18 protein-coding genes and 1 tRNA gene are annotated in these 19,563 nt (G+C 62.9%); 16 read left to right on the forward strand and 3 right to left on the reverse strand.

Annotation, left to right across the window (positions count from 1 at the left end):
- Positions 1 to 123: 123 nt before the first annotated feature.
- The 3 genes from OKW26_RS38910 to OKW26_RS38920 form a co-directional block, all read right to left on the reverse strand.
- The gene (locus OKW26_RS38910; protein WP_429356880.1) at positions 124 to 1,686 is read right to left on the reverse strand and encodes a SulP family inorganic anion transporter; all 1,563 of its coding nucleotides are present in this window, start codon (positions 1,684 to 1,686) and stop codon (positions 124 to 126) included.
- Positions 1,687 to 1,795: 109 nt separating this feature from the next.
- Positions 1,796 to 2,431 (reverse strand): carbonic anhydrase, encoded by a 636-nt coding sequence (locus OKW26_RS38915; RefSeq protein ID WP_018420005.1) that lies wholly within the window; start codon positions 2,429 to 2,431, stop codon positions 1,796 to 1,798.
- A gap of 226 nt (positions 2,432 to 2,657) precedes the next feature.
- Positions 2,658 to 3,209 (reverse strand): hypothetical protein, encoded by a 552-nt coding sequence (locus OKW26_RS38920; RefSeq protein ID WP_429356881.1) that lies wholly within the window; start codon positions 3,207 to 3,209, stop codon positions 2,658 to 2,660.
- Positions 3,210 to 3,396: 187 nt separating this feature from the next.
- Between OKW26_RS38920 and OKW26_RS38925 the strand changes: the two genes are divergently transcribed.
- The 16 genes from OKW26_RS38925 (at position 3,397) to nuoI (ending at position 19,466) form a co-directional block, all read left to right on the forward strand.
- Positions 3,397 to 4,821, forward strand: coding sequence for a branched-chain amino acid ABC transporter substrate-binding protein (locus OKW26_RS38925; RefSeq protein WP_429356882.1), 1,425 nt, complete (start codon positions 3,397 to 3,399; stop codon positions 4,819 to 4,821).
- A 204-nt stretch (positions 4,822 to 5,025) separates the two neighbouring features.
- Positions 5,026 to 5,298: a 30S ribosomal protein S15 gene (gene rpsO, locus OKW26_RS38930; RefSeq protein ID WP_008920609.1), complete on the forward strand. Its 273-nt coding sequence runs from the start codon at positions 5,026 to 5,028 to the stop codon at positions 5,296 to 5,298.
- Positions 5,299 to 5,643: 345 nt separating this feature from the next.
- On the forward strand, positions 5,644 to 7,779 hold the full coding sequence (pnp, locus tag OKW26_RS38935) for a polyribonucleotide nucleotidyltransferase (RefSeq protein WP_429356883.1): 2,136 nt from the start codon (positions 5,644 to 5,646) through the stop codon (positions 7,777 to 7,779).
- A gap of 150 nt (positions 7,780 to 7,929) precedes the next feature.
- A complete protein-coding gene (locus OKW26_RS38940; RefSeq protein ID WP_184028504.1) occupies positions 7,930 to 8,946 on the forward strand; it encodes an NAD(P)H-quinone oxidoreductase in 1,017 nt (338 codons plus the stop codon).
- Positions 8,947 to 9,111: 165 nt separating this feature from the next.
- Positions 9,112 to 9,888: a triose-phosphate isomerase gene (gene tpiA / locus OKW26_RS38945; protein ID WP_090803761.1), complete on the forward strand. Its 777-nt coding sequence runs from the start codon at positions 9,112 to 9,114 to the stop codon at positions 9,886 to 9,888.
- A gap of 82 nt (positions 9,889 to 9,970) precedes the next feature.
- Complete coding sequence (gene secG / locus OKW26_RS38950; RefSeq protein ID WP_184059328.1) at positions 9,971 to 10,348, forward strand: preprotein translocase subunit SecG; 378 nt, start codon at positions 9,971 to 9,973, stop codon at positions 10,346 to 10,348.
- A 112-nt stretch (positions 10,349 to 10,460) separates the two neighbouring features.
- Positions 10,461 to 10,545, forward strand: a tRNA-Leu gene (locus OKW26_RS38955).
- Between the two features lie 158 nt (positions 10,546 to 10,703).
- Positions 10,704 to 11,063, forward strand: a complete 360-nt coding sequence (locus OKW26_RS38960; RefSeq protein ID WP_184059326.1) for an NADH-quinone oxidoreductase subunit A — start codon at positions 10,704 to 10,706, stop codon at positions 11,061 to 11,063.
- Between the two features lie 62 nt (positions 11,064 to 11,125).
- A complete protein-coding gene (locus OKW26_RS38965; protein ID WP_006052903.1) occupies positions 11,126 to 11,605 on the forward strand; it encodes a NuoB/complex I 20 kDa subunit family protein in 480 nt (159 codons plus the stop codon).
- Between the two features lie 20 nt (positions 11,606 to 11,625).
- The gene (locus tag OKW26_RS38970) at positions 11,626 to 12,228 is read left to right on the forward strand and encodes an NADH-quinone oxidoreductase subunit C (protein WP_090803764.1); all 603 of its coding nucleotides are present in this window, start codon (positions 11,626 to 11,628) and stop codon (positions 12,226 to 12,228) included.
- 9 nt (positions 12,229 to 12,237) lie between these two features.
- Positions 12,238 to 13,491: an NADH-quinone oxidoreductase subunit D gene (locus OKW26_RS38975; protein WP_090803765.1), complete on the forward strand. Its 1,254-nt coding sequence runs from the start codon at positions 12,238 to 12,240 to the stop codon at positions 13,489 to 13,491.
- A gap of 133 nt (positions 13,492 to 13,624) precedes the next feature.
- Entirely contained in the window at positions 13,625 to 14,110 is a 486-nt protein-coding gene (gene nuoE, locus OKW26_RS38980) for an NADH-quinone oxidoreductase subunit NuoE (protein ID WP_090803767.1), read from the forward strand.
- Positions 14,107 to 15,435, forward strand: a complete 1,329-nt coding sequence (gene nuoF / locus OKW26_RS38985; RefSeq protein ID WP_090803768.1) for an NADH-quinone oxidoreductase subunit NuoF — start codon at positions 14,107 to 14,109, stop codon at positions 15,433 to 15,435. Before nuoE ends, nuoF begins: the two co-directional genes overlap by 4 nt.
- Before the next feature lie 128 nt (positions 15,436 to 15,563).
- Entirely contained in the window at positions 15,564 to 17,897 is a 2,334-nt protein-coding gene (nuoG, locus tag OKW26_RS38990) for an NADH-quinone oxidoreductase subunit NuoG (protein ID WP_429356884.1), read from the forward strand.
- A complete protein-coding gene (nuoH, locus tag OKW26_RS38995) occupies positions 17,898 to 18,962 on the forward strand; it encodes an NADH-quinone oxidoreductase subunit NuoH (protein ID WP_184059318.1) in 1,065 nt (354 codons plus the stop codon).
- A gap of 15 nt (positions 18,963 to 18,977) precedes the next feature.
- The gene (nuoI, locus tag OKW26_RS39000) at positions 18,978 to 19,466 is read left to right on the forward strand and encodes an NADH-quinone oxidoreductase subunit NuoI (RefSeq protein WP_090803773.1); all 489 of its coding nucleotides are present in this window, start codon (positions 18,978 to 18,980) and stop codon (positions 19,464 to 19,466) included.
- Positions 19,467 to 19,563 lie beyond the last annotated feature (97 nt).

The following is a 19,563-nucleotide window of genomic DNA, read 5'->3' on the forward strand; positions in this document are numbered from 1 at the left end:
GAGCATGGCGCGCCGGTAGTGCGCGATCGCTTGTGTGGATCGGAGGAGAAGCCCCGTGGTGCTCGGCACACGGGGCTTTTTTCTGCCGTCATCGCGCAGCTGCGGCGGCGCGATATGACGAAACTACTCCGCCGTCGTGCGCCGCAGCGACCAGCCGCGCGTTGCGCGGGCCTGCTCGCGGACTTGAAATCTGACGTCGACGGTAATCCCACGGCGAGGCGCATCGGCGACGAACCCGTCCAGCAGTTCGCGCACGTCGTGGTCGACGAAATCGGCGCGTGTCGCATCGACGATAACGGTGGCGCCATCCGGAATCTGCTGCAGATAGTGCTTGAGCGGCACCTTACCGAGAAACGACACGTCCTTGCGAAACGACAGCAGGTAGTGATCGCCATGCTGCGCGAGCACGATCGGGCCGCGCAGGTTTGCGTACAGCGCAAACAGCATGCTGCACAGGATGCCGAGCACGATACCGATCAGCAGATCGGTGACGAGCACACCGACGACTGTGACGATAAATGGTGCGAACGGCGCGAATCCCTGCCGCGCGAGCCCGGCGAACAACGACGGCTTGGCGAGTTTGAACCCGGTGAAGATCAGGATCGCGGCAAGGCAGGCGAGCGGGATCAGGTTGATCACGCTCGTGAGCGCGAACACGCTGACGAGAAGCAACACGCCGTGAACGATCGCCGAGAGTCGGCTTTTTGCGCCGGCATGGACGTTCGCGGAGCTACGCACGATCACCGCGGTGATCGGCAGGCCGCCGATCGCACCCGCGATCAGATTGCCCACGCCCTGCGCCTTCAGCTCGCGATCGGGAGGCGCGCGGCGGCGCTCCGGATCGATCTGTTCGACCGCTTCGAGGCTCAGTAGCGTTTCGAGACTTGCGAGGATGGCGATCGTGATCGCAACGCGCCATATGTCGGGATTGACGAGCTGGGCGAACCGTGGGCCGAAGTCGGCCGACGCGAGCACGGCCTGCAGTGCCGCGAACGATTCCAGCGACGGCAACGCGACCCGCCCTTCGGCGGGCGGTGCCAACGATGGCGCGACGAGATTGAGGGCGAGCGTCGCGCCGATGCCGAGCAGCACCACCGCGAGCGGCGCGGGCATGATGCGCACGACAGCGAAGCGGCGCAGCGCGCGCGTTTCCCAGCCGGCGAGGATCGCGAGCGACAGCAGTGTGATCAGCACGGCGGTCGGTGAGATTGGGCCGAGCGGCGTTGCGACCGCCGCCGCCGACTGGCCGGAGTCGGCGGTGCCGGACAGCCCCAGCGCAACGGGAAACTGCTTGAGGATCAACAGCACGCCGATGGCCGCGAGCATCCCCTTGATCACCGGCGACGGCACGTAGGCGGCGAACCGGCCGGCCTTGAGCATGCCGAAGCCGAACTGGATGACGCCCGACAGCAGTACGGCCAGCAGGAAAGCGGAAAAGCCGCCAAGCCGTGCGATGCCGTCGACGACGATCACGACGAGGCCCGCGGCCGGGCCGCTCACGCTCAGACGCGAGCCGCTCAGCGCGGCAACCACGAGCCCGCCAATGATGCCGGACACCAGTCCGGCAAACGGGTCGACGCCCGATGCGTGAGCAATGCCGAGGCAAAGCGGCAGGGCCACCAGAAAAACGGCCGTTCCGGCGAGCACGTCGCTCTGGAGCGCGGAGAAAGAGGTTTGATTATCCATGGTGTCGAAGAGCGGGAGGTGGGACGATGGGCGACGAACAGGGATGGCCCGATGACGATTCCGCTGTCGGCTCCGTCCGCGGTTCGAATGGGACGGGCGACGCGCTTCGCTAGGCCGCGCTGTGCGCCGCGGTCGTGCAGGTCATCGCGTCGTCGGCGGTATAGCCGGAGGTGAGAACCTTGATGCGCCCGTCGTCGAGCGCAAAGATCCAGCCGTGCACGAGCGGCGCCGGCTCAGCCTCGTGCACGATCGGGCTCGCCCGTAGCTGCCGCACCTGTTCGAGCACGTTCAGCTCGGCGAGGCGATTGACGCGATCCGGCTCGGTCGCCGCGCCGTCCAGCTCCGAGTGATGCGTTTTGGCGAGCGCGCAGAGCGGCGCGATACGGCGGTTCACATGGGGCAGCGCGGGGTCCGGCGGCAGCAGCGCGGCGCGCACGCCGCCGCAGCCATAGTGGCCGCAGACGATCACATGACCGACCTTGAGCACCCGCACCGCGTATTCAAGGACGCTCGCGACGTTATCGTCGCCGGGATGAAACAGGTTGGCGATGTTGCGATGGACGAACAGATCGCCGGGCTCGCAATGCGTGATCGTTTCGGCGGGCACGCGGCTGTCCGCGCAGCCGATCCAAAGAATGTGTGGATTCTGTCCGCGCATCAGGTCGCGAAAAAATGCCGGATTACGCGTCGCGGTTTCATGAGCCCACGCAACGTTGGCGACCAGCAGGTGTTTGGGTCGGTTCATCGTAGCAACTCCGTATGAGAGGCAATTGACCTGGCACCGGACCGAAACCGCGTCTGCACGTGATTGCGAGCCGGTGCCCGAACGGCGTTTACAATAACCTTTCTTTCGCAAAATTGTGGACGTAAACAGGATAAAATTCTGTTTTATGCTTAAACAATAAAAAATCCGCCTATCGAAGGCGGCTTTTTTGAGATTTGGTGCTTCTTCCGAAGAGGGTGCTCAGTGCTCAGAACAGGTTGCGGCGGTCGGGGTCGTGCAGCGGGTCGGGGGTCTTCTGCGTGAGGCGCAAGATGCCCTGGTCATCGAAGTAGAAGTTGTACATCATGTACCAGACGTTGTCTTCGAGATAGCGATAGGTCCAGACTTCGCGCCTCATCAGCGGGAAGTACGACGTTTCGACCGGGCGGCCGAAGTTCACCAGCACGTCGCCGCGTGTCCATTTGCCGATCTCGGCGCGGTAGAACTCGTTGGGTTGCAGCACCTGGCGCATGGTGATGATCTTGCCGGCTGCGTTGATGTCGGCGGCGGTGGTGGTTTCGCCCATCGGTTGGGTCGGCCACATCAGACGCTTGCCGCCGTCGGGCAGATCATAGGTTTCGCGCGGCGGACCGAGACGCGCGATGACCGTCGATGCGTCCGCTCCCTGTTGATACTGCTGCCACGGCTGGGCGCAGCCGGCGAGCGCGAGCACGCTCAGGCAAACGAGCGCGGCGCGGCGCAGACTGGCGCCGGCCGGGGCAGTGATAGCAGCCGCCGTGGGGTGGTGGCGGTTCGGCATGTATTCCTCCGATGGCGTTTGAATAGCGGTTCTTATCATCGAAACGCACCATTTTGACACGCGCTGTGGCGAAAGAACGGCGTTGCTTGAACGTGCGTCGCCACCAAACGGTAACGGATGCGCCGGCTTGCCTATTCCGTGCGCGTCATCCTATGATCCGCGCTTCGAAGATTCAGAGCGGACGACCATGACGGCGATGTGGCGAAGGGCGGCGGCGGTTGCGCTGACGGCGATTTCGATGGCAGTGGCGGGAGTTGGCGTGGCTGAGGCGGCGAATCCGGCCTCGACGGGCGTGAGTCAGGCGTCCGCGCAGGGGACCGTTCCGCCCGCCGGCAAGCCGGGGAGCCGCGCGGCCACGCTGGCGGCAAGCCCGGCCGGTAATCACGCAAGCAAGTCCGCCAGCCTGCCGGCCGGCAAACTCACCGGCACGCCAATCCAGCTCGCGCTGATCGAAGGCATGTCCGGCCCGTTCGCGAACGCGGGCGCGGCAGTCGAGCGCAATCTGCGTTTCGGTGTCGAGCAGGTCAACGCGCACGGCGGCGTGGAACTCGCGGACGGCGCGCATCCGTTCGAACTCGTCGTGCTCGACAGCAAGGGCAGCACGGAGGAAGCGCTGACGCAATTGCGCGCGGCCGCGGATCGCCATATCGGCTACATCCTGCAGGGCAATAGCTCGGCGGTCGCCGCGGCGCTGATCGGCGCGATCGAGAAGCAGAACAGCCGCGAGCCGGACAACCGCGAACTGTTCCTCAACTACTCCGCCGACGACCCCGCGCTCACCAACGCGGACTGCAGCTTCTGGCACTTCCGCTTCGACGCGCACGCCGGCATGCGGATGGCCGCGCTCGCCGAGGTGATCGAGCGCGACAAGGCGGTGAAAAAGGTGTACCTGCTGAACCAGGATTACAGCTTCGGACACGACGTGAGCAGCCTCGCGCGTTCGACGCTCGCGGCGAAGCGTCCCGACATCGCGGTGGTCGGCGACGAATTTCACCCGATCGGCCGCGTGAAGGATTTCGCGCCGTACATCGCGAAGATCCGCGCGAGCGGCGCGGACGCCGTGATCACCGGCAACTGGGGCAACGACCTGACGCTGCTCGTGAAGGCGGCGCGCGAGCAGGGCCTCGACACGAAGTTCTACACGTTCTACGGCAACAGCCTCGGCGCGCCGGCCGCGCTTGGCGACGCAGGCGTGGGTCACGTGATCGCGGTGGCCGAGTGGCATCCGAATGTCGGTGGCGCGGCCACCGACGCGTGGTACGCGGCGTTCCGCGCGCGCTTTCCGGCCGCCCAGGACGACTATCCGGTGCTGCGTATGCCACTGATGATCGAAACGCTCGCCGCCGCGATGAGCCGCGCCGGCAGCGCCGCTCCGACGGCGGTCGCGAAAGCGCTCGAGGGCATCCGCTTCGACAACGGTATTCACGCATCGTGGATGCGCGCCGATGACCATCAGCTGATCCAGCCCCTCTACGTGATGCAGATGGACAAAGCAGGCACACCCGGCGTGCATTTCGATAACGAAGGGTCGGGCTATGGCTTTCGCACGGTGCTGGCGATACCAGCCGAGCGCACACTATTGCCGACGGTCTGCCGGATGCGGCGCCCCTGAGCGCCCGCGAGCGACACTCAATCCGCCTTGCCGGCCCGGGGTTCGCTGCCGGAATCGGCTGTGCTACAATACGCGTCCCGTTGTTGGGCTGGGTTCTGATTCAGTTAATTCAGCCACGAACGGGACTCAGTAAATTGTGAAACGGGTATCCCACGGCACGGCCTTTCTTCCGTGACCGCCTGTCCAGTTATCAAGGAAATTGACATGTCCGCAGTTGAAGCAAGCAAGAAGTCCGAAGTCGTCGCGCAATTCGCACGCGCAGCCAACGACACCGGCTCCCCCGAAGTTCAGGTCGCGTTGCTCACGACCCGTATCAACGAACTGACCTCCCACTTCAAGGAGCACACGAAGGATCACCACAGCCGCCGCGGTCTGCTGCGCATGGTGAGCCGCCGTCGCAAGTTGCTCGACTACCTGAAGGGTAAGGACGCGGATCGTTACCGCAGCCTGATCGAGAAGCTGGGTCTGCGTAAGTAATCGGCCAGTCGTTCAGCAAGATGCCTGTGTCAGTTTCGCTGATACAGGCATTTTGTTTTTGCGCGGCGCGCTTCGTGTAACGCGCACCGCCTGTGATCCGCGGCGTATGCCGGTTCGCGCGGCGTCTACGGGCAAGCGCAGTAGCAGTAGCAGAACAGCAGTAGAAGAAGCAGTAACAGGAAACAAGGCCGGGCTTCAGGGCGGAGTTTTGTGTCATTCCAGCGGTTCGCGCGCAGTCGCAGCACGTGGCTCTCTGGAATGGCATAGCACGACTCTTCCCATGCGGCGCCGGCTTGGCGTTGCCGCGCCGCTCCGGTCCGCGCGGCATTACGATGAGGAAAAGCAATGACTATGTTCAATAAGATCGTCAAAGAGTTTAAGTGGGGGCAGCACAACGTTCGCCTCGAAACCGGTGAAATCGCTCGCCAGGCGGGCGGCGCGGTGATCGTCGACGTCGAAGATACCGTGGTGCTCGCCACCGTGGTCGGCGCGAAGACCGCGAAGCCGGGCCAGGACTTCTTCCCCCTCACAGTCGATTACATCGAAAAGACTTACGCCGCCGGCAAGATCCCGGGTGGCTTCTTTCGTCGCGAAGGCCGTCCGTCGGAAGGCGAGACGCTGATCTCGCGCCTGATCGACCGTCCGCTGCGTCCGCTCTTCCCGGAAGGCTTCTACAACGAAGTGCAGGTCGTGATTCACGTGCTGTCGCTGAATCCGGAAATCCCCGCCGACATCCCTGCGCTGATCGGCGCCTCGGCGGCGCTCGCGGTGTCCGGTCTGCCGTTCAACGGCCCGGTCGGCGCGGCGCGCGTGGCCTACATCAACAACGAATACGTGCTGAACCCGACGCGTCCGCAGATGAAGGAATCGGCACTCGACCTCGTCGTCGCCGGCACGGAACGCGCGGTGCTGATGGTCGAATCGGAAGCGCAGCAATTGAGCGAAGAAGTGATGCTCGGCGCCGTCGTGTTCGGTCATGAACAGATGCAGACCGCGATCGACGCGATCCACGAACTCGTCCGCGAAGGCGGCAAGCCCGAGTGGGACTGGCAGCCGGCCGCGAAGAACGAAGCGCTGATCGCACGCGTGACCGAATTTGCGCAAGCCGAACTGCTCGCCGCGTACCAGATCCGCGACAAGCAGGCTCGCTCGACCAAGCTGAAGGAAGTCTACGCGGCGACCTCGGCGAAGCTCGAGGAAGAAGCGGCGGCAGCGGGCACCGTGGCGGCCGACAAGGCGTCGGTCGGCAACGTGCTGTTCGACATCGAAGCGAAGATCGTCCGTACGCAGATCCTGAACGGCGAGCCGCGTATCGACGGCCGCGACACGCGCACCGTGCGCCCGATCGAAATCCGCACCGGCGTGCTGCCGCGTACCCACGGCTCGGCGCTGTTCACGCGCGGCGAGACGCAGGCGATGGTGGTCGCGACGCTCGGCACGAAGGGCGACGAGCAAAACATCGACGCGCTCGAAGGCGAGTACCGCGAACGCTTCATGCTCCACTACAACATGCCTCCGTTCGCGACGGGCGAAACGGGCCGCGTCGGTTCGCCGAAGCGCCGTGAAATCGGTCACGGCCGTCTCGCCAAGCGCGCGCTCGTCGCGTGCCTGCCGAGCGCCGACGAGTTCGGCTACTCGATCCGCGTCGTGTCGGAAATCACCGAGTCGAACGGATCGTCGTCGATGGCTTCGGTGTGCGGCGGTTGCCTCGCGCTGATGGACGCCGGCGTGCCGATGAAGGCGCACGTCGCCGGTATCGCGATGGGCCTGATCCTCGAAGGTAATCGCTTCGCGGTGCTGACCGACATTCTCGGCGACGAAGATCACCTCGGCGACATGGACTTCAAGGTCGCGGGTACGGAACAAGGCGTGACCGCGCTGCAGATGGACATCAAGATTCAGGGCATCACGAAGGAAATCATGCAGGTCGCGCTCGCGCAGGCGAAGGAAGGCCGCATGCACATCCTCGGCAAGATGACCTCGGCCGTGGCCGGCGCGAACACCCAACTGTCGGAGTTCGCACCGCGCATGATCACGATCAAGATCAACCCGGAAAAGATTCGCGACGTGATCGGCAAGGGCGGCTCGGTGATCCGCGCGCTCACCGAAGAAACCGGCACGACGATCGACATTTCGGATGACGGCGTCGTCACGATCGCGAGCACGAACAGCGAAGGCATGGCCGAAGCGAAGCGTCGTATCGAAGCGATCACGATGGAAGTCGAAGTGGGCCAGGTGTACGAAGGCACCGTGCTCAAGCTGCTCGACTTCGGCGCGATCGTGAACATCCTGCCGGGTAAGGATGGTCTGCTGCATATCTCCGAGATCGCGAACGAGCGCATCAAGGACATCAACGACTATCTGAAGGATGGCCAGCAGGTGAAGGTCAAGGTCATCCAGACGGACGAGAAGGGTCGTGTGCGTCTGTCGGCGAAGGCATTGCTGAACGACGCGCCGCAAGGCGAGCCGACGCCGCAGTAAGGCGGTAGCGGACAAACGGCCGGCCGTGTCATGCGCGCCGGCCGTTTTTCATGCAGGATGGATTGCGTTGCGCATTCGAATCGCAGCGGTGCGCTACGGCAGACGGCGGCAACGGGTAGGTAACGCAATCCAATCTTGGAGTTGACGCAGATGAAAGCGATCGAAATCACTGAATTCGGTGCGCCGGAAGTCCTCAAGCTGGCGGAGCGTCCGACGCCGCAGCTCAAGGCTGGCGAGGTGCTGATCAAGGTGGCGGCATCCGGCATCAATCGTCCGGACGTGTTTCAGCGCAAGGGCGGCTATGCGCCGCCGCCGGGAGCGTCGGATCTGCCGGGGCTGGAGGTGGCGGGCGAGATCGTCGGCGGCACGATCGACGCGAAGAACAACCCGTTTGGTCTGAAGATCGGCGATCGCGTGTGCGCGCTGCTCGCGGGCGGCGGCTACGCGGAATTTGCGGCCGCGCCGCTGCTGCAATGCCTGCCGGTGCCGACGGGGTTGTCGGATATCGAAGCGGCTTCGCTGCCCGAGACTTTTTTCACGGTGTGGAGCAACGTCTTCAATCGCGCGCAGCTCGGCCAGGGCGAGGGCGGTGCGAATGAAACGCTGCTCGTGCAGGGTGGTTCGAGCGGCATCGGCGTGACGGCGATCCAGATTGCGCACGCGCTCGGCTTCCGTGTGTTCGCGACCGCGGGCTCGGACGAAAAGTGCCGCGCGTGCGAAGCGCTCGGCGCCGAACGCGCGATCAACTACAGGACTGAAGATTTCGTCGAAGTCATCAAGTCGCTGACCAACGATCGTGGCGTCGACGTGATCCTCGACATGGTGGCAGGCAGCTACGTGCCGCGCGAATTGTCGGCTCTCGCCGACGGTGGCCGTATCGTACTAATTGCGCTGCTCGGCGGCGCGAAGGCGGAGCTGAACCTGAACGAAGTGTTGCGTCGCCGTCTGACGGTTACCGGTTCCACACTGCGACCACGGCCGATCGAGTTCAAGGCGCAGATCGCCGCGCAACTGAAGGAGCGCGTGTGGCCGCATCTCGAAGCTGGGCGCATCAAGCCGGTCGTGCATCGCGTGTTTCCGGCCGCCCAGGCTGCCGACGCGCATGCGCTGATGGAAAGCGGCACGCACGTCGGCAAGATCGTGTTGACGTGGGGTCAGGAGGCTTGACGTCATCGGTTTGACCCGATCCACCCCACGCAGTAAAATTGCGCGTTTTGCGCGCGCCGGATCAATCCGACGGGCGGGCCGCGAGCGCAGGAACAAACTGCAGCGAGGCGCGAGCGAAGTCCGCCGGCAGCAGGCCGGACTGGCAAGACAGGACAATACGAGACGATGTCGAATCAACAACGAGCCAAACTGGTAGTCGGTAACTGGAAGATGCATGGGCGGCTCGCCGCGAACGCCGCGTTGCTGCAGGCAGTGGCACAGGGCGCCAGTGAATTGCCGGCCGACGTGCGCGTCGGTGTGTGCGTGCCGAGCCTCTATCTCGGGCAGACTCAGTCGCTGCTCGAAGGCAGCCCGGTCGTGTGGGGCGTGCAGGACGTGTCCGCGTTCACGCATGGCGCCTATACCGGCGAAGTGGCTGCGCCGATGGTGACGGACTTCGGCGCCACGTTTGCAATCGTCGGGCACTCGGAGCGCCGCGCGTATCACCGCGAAAGCGCCGAACTGGTCGCGGTGAAAGCGCAGCGTGTGCTCGAGGCGGGTTTGACGCCGATCGTGTGCGTCGGCGAAACGCTCGAAGAACGCGAAGCGGGTTGCACCGAGCAGGTCGTCGGCGGTCAGCTCGACGAGGTGCTCGCGAAGCTGTCGGCTCAGGAAGCGGCTCGCCTCGTCGTCGCGTATGAGCCGGTGTGGGCAATTGGCACCGGCAAGAGCGCATCGGCGGCACAGGCGCAGGCCGTGCATGGGTTCCTGCGCGCACGTCTCGCGGCCAAGGGTGCGGCGGACGTGCCGTTGCTATACGGCGGCAGCGTTAAGCCGGACAACGCGGAAGAACTGTTCCGTCAGCTCGATATCGACGGCGGCCTGATCGGCGGCGCGTCGTTGAAAGATCAGGATTTCCTGGCGATCTGCAAGGCGGCCGCTGCGACCAGCGTAGCTGGTTAAGCTGGGCGTCTCGGCGAGGATGACTCCATTTCGCGCAACACACAGTGTGCGGCGCGGTTAAATAAAGACTCAGGTGAGTGTGATGCTGTATTTGAAAACATTGATTATCGTCGTTCAGTTGTTGTCGGCGTTCGGGGTCATCGGACTTGTGTTGCTGCAGCACGGCAAAGGTGCCGATATGGGCGCGGCTTTCGGCAGCGGCGCGTCGGGTAGCCTGTTCGGTGCGACGGGTTCGGCGAACTTCCTGTCGCGTACCACGGCAGTGCTCGCAGCGCTGTTCTTTGCCACGACACTGGCACTCACTTACCTTGGTGCGTATCACGTGAAGCCGTCGGCAGGCGTGCTGGGCGCGGCCGCTACTGCGCCGGTCGCGGCTTCCGCGCCGGCTGCGGGCTCGGCCCCGGTGGCGGCAGCGCCGGCTTCGCCTGCGTCGGTTCCGGCGACGGGCGTGCCGAAATAAATTTTCGGCGGACGTGGTCTTGTGCGTTGAACAATCTGCTTAAGCAAGTTACAATTCAAGTCTTGAAGCGATTCGCGGGTTTTGCAAGTTGTTTTCCCGGATTGCATATAGTGCCGACGTGGTGAAATTGGTAGACACGCTATCTTGAGGGGGTAGTGGCGAAAGCTGTGCGAGTTCGAGTCTCGCCGTCGGCACCAAATGTTATCTAAATGCCAGCCGTTTGCTTCGCTTCGGCTGGCATTTTCACTTCTGGCGTATCGCTGTACGGCTTACGTCATGCGCGTTGAGGAAGTGATTTCGCGTCCGGGGTGCTATGCTCCTGACGGCACTCAGAACCAACCGATTGAGGATTGTCTTGAACCTCGCAGCCTATTTCCCCGTTTTGCTGTTCCTTATTGTGGGCACCGGTTTAGGCGTAGCACTGGTCAGTATTGGCAAGCTCCTCGGTCCCAACAAGCCCGACACCGAGAAAAACGCACCGTACGAGTGCGGCTTCGAAGCATTCGAAGATGCGCGCATGAAATTCGACGTGCGCTACTACCTCGTCGCCATTCTCTTCATCATTTTCGACCTTGAGACCGCATTCCTGTTCCCGTGGGGCGTGGCGTTGCGTGACATCGGCTGGACTGGGTTCACGGCAATGATGATTTTCCTGCTCGAGTTCCTGCTTGGCTTTGCCTACATCTGGAAGAAGGGCGGCCTCGACTGGGAATGATGGATTAATCGCCGGTTTGCGTGGGTGGCCAGGCTTGCCGCCCCGTCTGGAGTGGAAAGCAAATGAGTATCGAAGGGGTCTTGAAGGAAGGGTTTGTCACCACTACGGCGGACAAACTGATCAACTGGACGCGCACCGGCTCGCTGTGGCCGATGACGTTCGGTCTTGCGTGCTGCGCGGTCGAGATGATGCATGCGGGCGCTGCCCGTTATGATCTCGACCGTTTCGGCGTGGTGTTTCGTCCGAGTCCGCGTCAGTCGGACGTGATGATCGTCGCCGGCACGCTGTGCAACAAGATGGCGCCCGCTCTGCGCAAGGTTTACGACCAGATGGCGGAGCCGCGGTGGGTGATCTCGATGGGCTCATGCGCGAACGGCGGTGGCTATTACCACTACTCATACTCGGTGGTGCGCGGCTGCGACCGGATCGTCCCGGTCGATGTGTACGTGCCGGGTTGTCCGCCCACGGCGGAAGCGCTGGTATACGGCGTGATCCAGCTGCAAGCCAAGATTCGCCGCACTAACACCATCGCCCGTCAATAAGGCCAACGCCTCCCCACAATATGGCAAGCAAACTCGAGACCCTGAAAGCGAACCTCGAGGCGGCCTTTGGCGGCCTCCTGTTGAGCGTGACCGAGTCGGTCGGTGAATTGACGATCGTCGTCAAGGCCGGCGACTACCTCAACGTGGCAAAGCGTCTGCGCGACGATCGCTCGCTCGGTTTCGAGCAGTGTGTCGACCTGTGCGGCGTCGATTATCAGACCTATGCCGAAGGCGCTTACGACGGCCCGCGTTTTGCGGCAGTGCTGCATCTGCTGTCGGTACAAAACAACTGGCGTCTGCGGCTGCGCGTGTTCGCGCCGGACGACGACATGCCGATCCTGCCGTCCGTCGTCGATATCTGGAATTCGGTCAACTGGTACGAGCGCGAAGCGTTCGACCTGTACGGCATCGTCTTCGAAGGCCACCCGGACCTGCGCCGCATTCTGACCGACTACGGTTTCATCGGTCATCCGTTCCGCAAGGATTTCCCGGTCTCCGGCTACGTCGAGATGCGTTACGACCCGGAAGAGAAGCGCGTCGTTTATCAGCCGGTGACGATCGAGCCGCGGGAAATCACGCCGCGCGTGATCCGCGAGGATCGCTATGGCGGTCTGAAACACTAAGAGAACGTCATGGCAGAGATCAAGAACTACACGCTCAACTTTGGTCCGCAGCACCCGGCAGCGCACGGTGTGTTGCGTCTCGTGCTCGAACTCGACGGCGAAGTGATCCAACGCGCCGATCCGCACATCGGTCTGCTGCATCGCGCGACTGAAAAGCTCGCCGAAAGCAAGACGTTCATCCAGTCGGTGCCGTACATGGACCGTCTCGACTACGTGTCGATGATGGCCAACGAGCACGGCTACGTGCTCGCCATTGAAAAGCTGCTCGGCATCGACGTGCCGCTGCGCGCGCAATACATTCGTGTGCTGTTCGACGAAGTCACGCGCGTGTTGAATCACCTGATGTGGATTGGCTCGCACGCGCTCGACGTCGGTGCGATGGCGGTGTTCCTGTATGCGTTCCGCGAGCGCGAAGACCTGATGGACGTGTACGAGGCGGTGTCGGGCGCGCGCATGCACGCGGCCTACTATCGCCCGGGCGGCGTCTATCGCGATCTGCCTGACGCAATGCCGCAATACAAGGCGTCGAAGATTCGCAATGCGAAGGCGTTGTCGAAGATGAACGAAAACCGTCAGGGTTCGCTGCTCGACTTCATCGACGACTTCTTTACGCGCTTCCCGAAGTGCGTCGACGAATACGAAACGCTGCTCACCGACAACCGGATCTGGAAGCAGCGTCTGGTTGGTATCGGCGTGGTCAGCCCGGAGCGCGCGCTGCAGCTCGGCATGACCGGCGCGATGCTGCGTGGCTCGGGGATCGAGTGGGATCTGCGCAAGAAGCAGCCGTATGAGGTTTATGACAAGCTCGACTTCGACATTCCGGTCGGCGTGAATGGCGACTGCTATGACCGCTATCTGGTGCGCGTCGAAGAAATGCGCCAGTCCACGCGTATCGCGAAACAGTGCATTGAGTGGCTGCGCAAAAATCCGGGCCCGGTAATGACGGACAATCACAAGGTTGCGCCGCCGTCGCGCGTCGGCATGAAGTCGAACATGGAAGATCTGATCCACCACTTCAAGCTGTTCACCGAAGGCTTCCATGTGCCCGAAGGCGAGGCGTATGCCGCGGTCGAACATCCGAAGGGAGAGTTCGGCATCTATCTGATCTCGGACGGCGCCAACAAGCCGTATCGTTTGAAGATCCGCGCCCCGGGCTATGCGCACCTGTCCGCGCTCGACGAAATGGCGCGCGGCCACATGATCGCCGACGCCGTGACGATCATCGGCACGCAGGACATCGTGTTCGGCGAAGTGGATCGCTAGGACGTATTCATCGACGCGCGTCTGCGGTCGTCGCACCGCCACGCGGGTCAAGCAAAGGAACGCCGGGTCTGTCGCAGTATGACGTGAGCGACAGGTTTTCGTTCGGTAGGAATTGAAAGAGTCGTGTCTGAAAATGATCTCAGCTGAAGGCCTGAAAGAAATCGATCGTGCGGTCGCAAAGTACCCCGCGGATCAGAAACAGTCCGCCGTGATGTCGGCGTTGGCCATTGCTCAAACGGAGCATGGCTGGCTGTCGCCCGAACTCATGCAGTTCGTCGCGGATTATCTCGGCATGCCGGCAATCGCCGTGCAGGAGGTAGCGACCTTCTACACGATGTATGAGACCTCGCCGGTCGGCAAGTTCAAGATCACGCTCTGTACGAACCTGCCGTGCCAGCTCGGCCCGGACGGCGGTTCCGAAAGCGCCGCTGAATACCTGAAGCAGAAGCTCGGCATCGACTTCGGCGAAACCACGCCCGACGGCAAATTCTCCCTGAAAGAAGGTGAGTGCATGGGTTCGTGCGGCGACGCGCCGGTGATGCTGGTGAACAACCATCGCATGTGCAGCTTCATGAGCCGCGAGAAGATCGACCAGCTGCTCGAGGAACTTTCGAAATGACGTCTTTACACGATCGTCACATCAAACCGCTGATTCTCGCCGGCCTGAACGGCGACAACTGGCATCTCGAAGACTATGTGGCGCGCGGCGGTTACGCCCAGCTGCGCCGTATCCTGGAAGAAAAGATCGCGCCCGAGCAGGTGATCGCCGACGTCAAGGCGTCGGGTCTGCGCGGCCGCGGCGGCGCGGGCTTCCCGACCGGTCTGAAGTGGAGCTTCATGCCGCGTCAGTTCCCGGGCCAGAAGTACCTCGTCTGTAATTCGGACGAGGGCGAGCCGGGTACGTTCAAGGACCGCGACATTCTGCGCTTCAATCCGCATTCGCTGATCGAAGGTATGGCGATCGGCGCGTACGCGATGGGCATCACGGTCGGCTACAACTATATTCACGGCGAAATCTGGGAAGTCTATAAGCGCTTCGAAGAAGCGTTGGAAGAAGCTCGCCGCGCCGGGTTCCTCGGCGACAACATCATGGGCTCTGGCTTTTCGTTTGAGCTGCATGCGCATCACGGTTACGGCGCGTACATCTGTGGCGAAGAAACCGCGCTGCTCGAATCGATCGAGGGCAAGAAGGGGCAGCCGCGCTTCAAGCCGCCGTTCCCGGCGAGCTTTGGCGTGTACGGCAAGCCGACCACGATCAACAACACCGAAACGTTCGCGGCGGTGCCGTTCCTGCTCGCCATCGGCCCGCAGAATTACCTTGAAATCGGCAAGCCGAACAACGGCGGCACGAAGATTTTCTCGGTGTCGGGCGACGTCGAGCGTCCGGGCAATTACGAAATTCCGCTCGGCACGCCGTTCGCGACGCTGATGGAACTCGCCGGCGGCATGCGCGGCGGCAAGAAGATCAAGGCTGTGATTCCTGGTGGTTCGTCGGCGCCGGTGATACCGGGCGAGATGATGATGCAGACCGACATGGATTACGACTCGATCGCGAAGGCCGGCTCGATGCTCGGCTCGGGCGCAGTGATCGTGATGGACGAGACGCGCTGCATGGTGCGCTCGCTGCTGCGCCTGTCGTACTTCTATTACGAAGAGTCGTGCGGTCAATGCACGCCTTGCCGTGAAGGCACGGGCTGGCTGTATCGCGTCGTGCATCGTATCGAGCATGGTCTCGGCCGCCAGGAAGATCTGGATCTGCTGAACTCCGTCGCGGAAAACATCATGGGCCGCACGATCTGCGCGCTCGGCGACGCGGCCGCGATGCCGGTCCGGGGCATGCTCAAGCACTACTGGGACGAATTCGAATATCACGTCGCCCACAAGCATTGCCTCGTCGGCGGTCATGCCGGCATGGCGGCGGCGCCCGAAACCGTGGCTGCCTGAGTCGGGCCGACAGGTTTGGCTGACGGATAACTACCAGACGAACACCTCAACCGCAGGATTCATCGCCCGAAGCGGGCGATGAACACGCGAACGATTGAGCGGTAACAGGTTAAGGAAGATTGACCATCATGGTTGAACTGGAAATAGACGGCAAGAAAGTCGAGGTGCCTGAAGGCAGCATGGTGATCCAGGCTGCGCATAAGGTCGACACCTACATTCCTCACTTCTGCTATCACAAGAAGCTGTCGATTGCGGCCAATTGCCGGATGTGTCTGGTCGATGTCGAGAAGATGCCGAAGGCCGTGCCCGCGTGCGCGACGCCGGTGTCGGCCGGCATGATCGTGCGCACCAGGTCGGACAAGGCGGTGAAGGGCCAGCAAGCCGTGATGGAATTCCTGCTGATCAACCATCCGCTCGACTGCCCGATCTGCGATCAGGGTGGCGAATGCCAGTTGCAGGATCTGGCCGTTGGTTACGGCAAGTCGTCGTCACGCTATAGCGAAGAAAAGCGCGTGGTGTTCCACAAGAACGTGGGTCCGCTGATCTCGATGGAAGAGATGTCGCGCTGCATTCACTGCACGCGTTGCGTTCGCTTCGGCCAGGAAATCGCCGGGGTGATGGAACTCGGCATGCTGGGCCGCGGCGAGCATGCGGAAATCACATCGTTCGTCGGCAAGACGGTCGACTCCGAACTGTCGGGCAACATGATCGACCTGTGCCCGGTCGGCGCGCTCACGAGCAAGCCGTTCCGCTACAGCGCCCGTACGTGGGAGCTGTCACGCCGCAAGTCGGTGAGCCCGCACGATTCCGTCGGTGCGAACCTCATCGTGCAGGTGAAGAACAATCGCGTGATGCGCGTTCTGCCGTTCGAAAACGAGGCGATCAACGAGTGCTGGATCTCGGACAAGGACCGCTTCTCGTACGAAGGCCTGAACAGCCCCGAGCGTCTGACCAAACCGATGCTCAAGCAAGGCGGCCAGTGGGTCGAAACCGACTGGCAGACCGCGCTCGAATACGTGGTCAAGGGTCTGAAGGGCATCAAGAGTGACCACGGCGCGAACGCGCTTGCCGCACTGTCGAGCGCGCACAGCACCGTCGAAGAACTGTTCCTGTTGAAGCAGATCGCTCAAGCGGTCGGCACGCCGAACGTCGACTTCCGTCTGCGTCAGTCTGATTTCTCGGCGCCCGTTACCGGCGCGCCGTGGCTCGGCAGCACGATCGCCGATCTGTCGAACGTCGATGCGGCGCTCGTGATCGGTTCGGATCTGCGCCGTGACCATCCGCTGTTCGCCGCGCGTTTGCGCCAGGTCGCACGAGGCGGTTCGGCACTTACACTGCTCCAGGCCACCAACGACGACGCGATGATCCCTCAGGCGCAACGCGTGGTCGCGGCGCCGTCGGCATGGCTCGAGGTGTTGGCAGGCATCGCCGGTGCGGTGGGCGAAGCGAAGGGCGTCGCATTGCCGGAAGCATTCGCCGGCACACAGCCGACGGACGCGCACAAGCAGATCGCGAAATCGCTGACCACCGGCGAGCATCGCGTCGTGCTGCTCGGTAACGAAGCGGTTCGTCATCCGGACTTCGCGGCGATCCACGCCGCGGCGCAATGGATTGCCGAAGTAACCGGCGCAACGCTCGGTTTCCTTACCGAAGCGGCCAACACGGTCGGGGCGCACCTCGTGAATGCGCTGCCGGGCGAAGGCGGCCTGAGCGCGCGTGAAGTGTTCGAGCAGCCGCGCAAGGGCTATCTGCTGCTGAATCTCGAGCCGGAATTCGATACCGCCAACCCGGCGCAGGCGCTTGCCGCGCTGAAGCAGGCCGAGATGGTCGTCGTGATGTCGCCGTTCCAGACCGGCGCCGACTATGCCGACGTGCTGCTGCCGATCGCGCCATTCACCGAATCGGGCGGTACGTTCGTCAATGCCGAAGGCACGGTGCAGGCGTTCAACGGCGTCGTGCGTCCGCTCGGCGACACGCGTCCGGCCTGGAAGGTGTTGCGCGTGCTGGGCAGCCTGCTCGGCGCGCCGGGCTTCGAATACGACACGGTCGAAGAAGTGCGTGCGGCCGCGCTCGGCGACGGCGAGCTGAAGTCGCGTCTATCGAACCGCACCAGCGTCGCGGTGACGCGCGGCCAGGCCGCGAAGGCGGCGGAAGGCAAGTTCGAACGTCTCGCGAACGTGCCGATCTATCATGCCGATGCGCTCGTGCGTCGCGCGGAGTCGCTGCATCTGACCGCGGCGGCCCGTACGGCGAATTCGGTCGGCCTGCCCGCTGCGCTGTTCGACAAACTGGGTTTGAAAGAGGGCGACGCGGTGCGCGTTCGTCAGGGCGAGCAAGCGGTGCAGTTGCCGGCCGTGCGCGATGCGAATCTTGCGGAGACGGTCGTCCGCGTATCGGCGGCTACGCCTGCCGGTGCAGCGCTGGGCAGCCTGTTCGGTGAACTGGTGGTGGAGAAGGCGTAAATGAGCTTGTTCGATACGATCAACTCGGGCGGCGCCCAACTTCTCGGTGTGGCATGGCCCACGGTGTGGGCGCTCGTGCGCATCCTGGTGGTGGCCGTCGCGATCCTGCTGTGCGTCGCTTATCTGATCCTGTGGGAGCGCAAGCTGATCGGCTGGATGCATGTGCGTCTCGGTCCGAACCGCGTCGGTCCCGCCGGGCTCTTGCAGCCGATCGCCGACGTGCTGAAACTGCTGCTGAAGGAAGTGATCCAGCCCGCTCAGGCAAGCCGCTGGATCTACGTGATCGCGCCGATCATGGTGGTGGTGCCGGCCTTCGCGGTCTGGGCGGTGATTCCTTTCCAGGCGGGCGCGGTGCTCGGTGACATCAACGCGGGTCTGCTATACGCGATGGCGATCTCGTCGATCGGCGTGTACGGCGTGATTCTGGCCGGCTGGGCGTCGAACTCGAAGTACGCGTTCCTCGGCGCGATGCGCGCCGCCGCGCAGATGGTCTCGTACGAAATCTCGATGGGCTTCGCGCTGGTGGTCGTGCTGATGACGGCCGGCACGCTGAACCTGTCGGGCATCGTCGGCTCGCAGGAACAGGGCTTCTTCGCCTCGCACGGCCTGAACTTCCTGTCCTGGAACTGGCTGCCGCTGCTGCCGATGTTCGTCGTGTACTTCATCTCGGGCATCGCCGAAACGAACCGCCACCCGTTCGACGTGGTGGAGGGCGAATCGGAAATCGTCGCGGGCCACATGATCGATTACTCGGGTATGGCGTTCGCGCTGTTCTTCCTCGCCGAGTACATCAACATGATCGTGATCTCGGCATTGGCTGCAACACTGTTCCTCGGCGGCTGGAGCGCCCCGTTCGGGTTCCTGTCGTTCATCCCGGGCATCGTCTGGCTCGTCGCCAAGGTTTTCTTCCTGTTGTCGGTGTTCATCTGGGCGCGTGCCACGTTCCCGCGCTACCGCTATGACCAGATCATGCGTCTCGGCTGGAAGATTTTCATTCCGGTCTGCGTGGTGTGGCTCGTGGTGGTCGGCTTCTGGATCATGTCGCCGTTGAACATCTGGAAATAAAGGGCGGACGAACCTATGACCGCAATCCAAAACTTCTTCAAGACTTTCTTCCTCACGGAACTCCTGAAAGGCCTCGCGCTGACCGGACGCTACGCGTTCCAGCGCAAGATCACCGTGCAGTTCCCGGAAGAGAAGACCCCGATCTCGCCGCGTTTCCGCGGTCTGCATGCGCTGCGACGCTATGAAAACGGCGAAGAGCGCTGCATCGCGTGCAAGCTGTGCGAAGCAGTGTGCCCGGCGCTCGCGATCACAATCGAATCGGAAACGCGCGCGGACAACACGCGCCGCACGACGCGCTACGACATCGACCTGACCAAGTGCATCTTCTGCGGTTTCTGCGAAGAAAGCTGCCCGGTCGATTCGATCGTCGAGACGCACATTCTCGAGTATCACGGCGAGAAGCGCGGCGACCTTTACTTCACGAAGGAAATGCTGCTGGCCGTTGGCGATCGTTACGAAGCAGAAATCGCCGCCAACAAGGCAGCCGACGCACCATATCGTTGAAGCGTTTTCCCGCTTGCAGCAAATGCGGCACTAAAAGCAGTAACACGGCCTGCTGTCGGGCCGACCGCCGCGGCCTGAACGCCGCGGCACGGCGCAC

The organism is Paraburkholderia sp. 32, assembly GCF_050435345.1.
Taxonomy (GTDB): domain Bacteria; phylum Pseudomonadota; class Gammaproteobacteria; order Burkholderiales; family Burkholderiaceae; genus Paraburkholderia; species Paraburkholderia tuberum.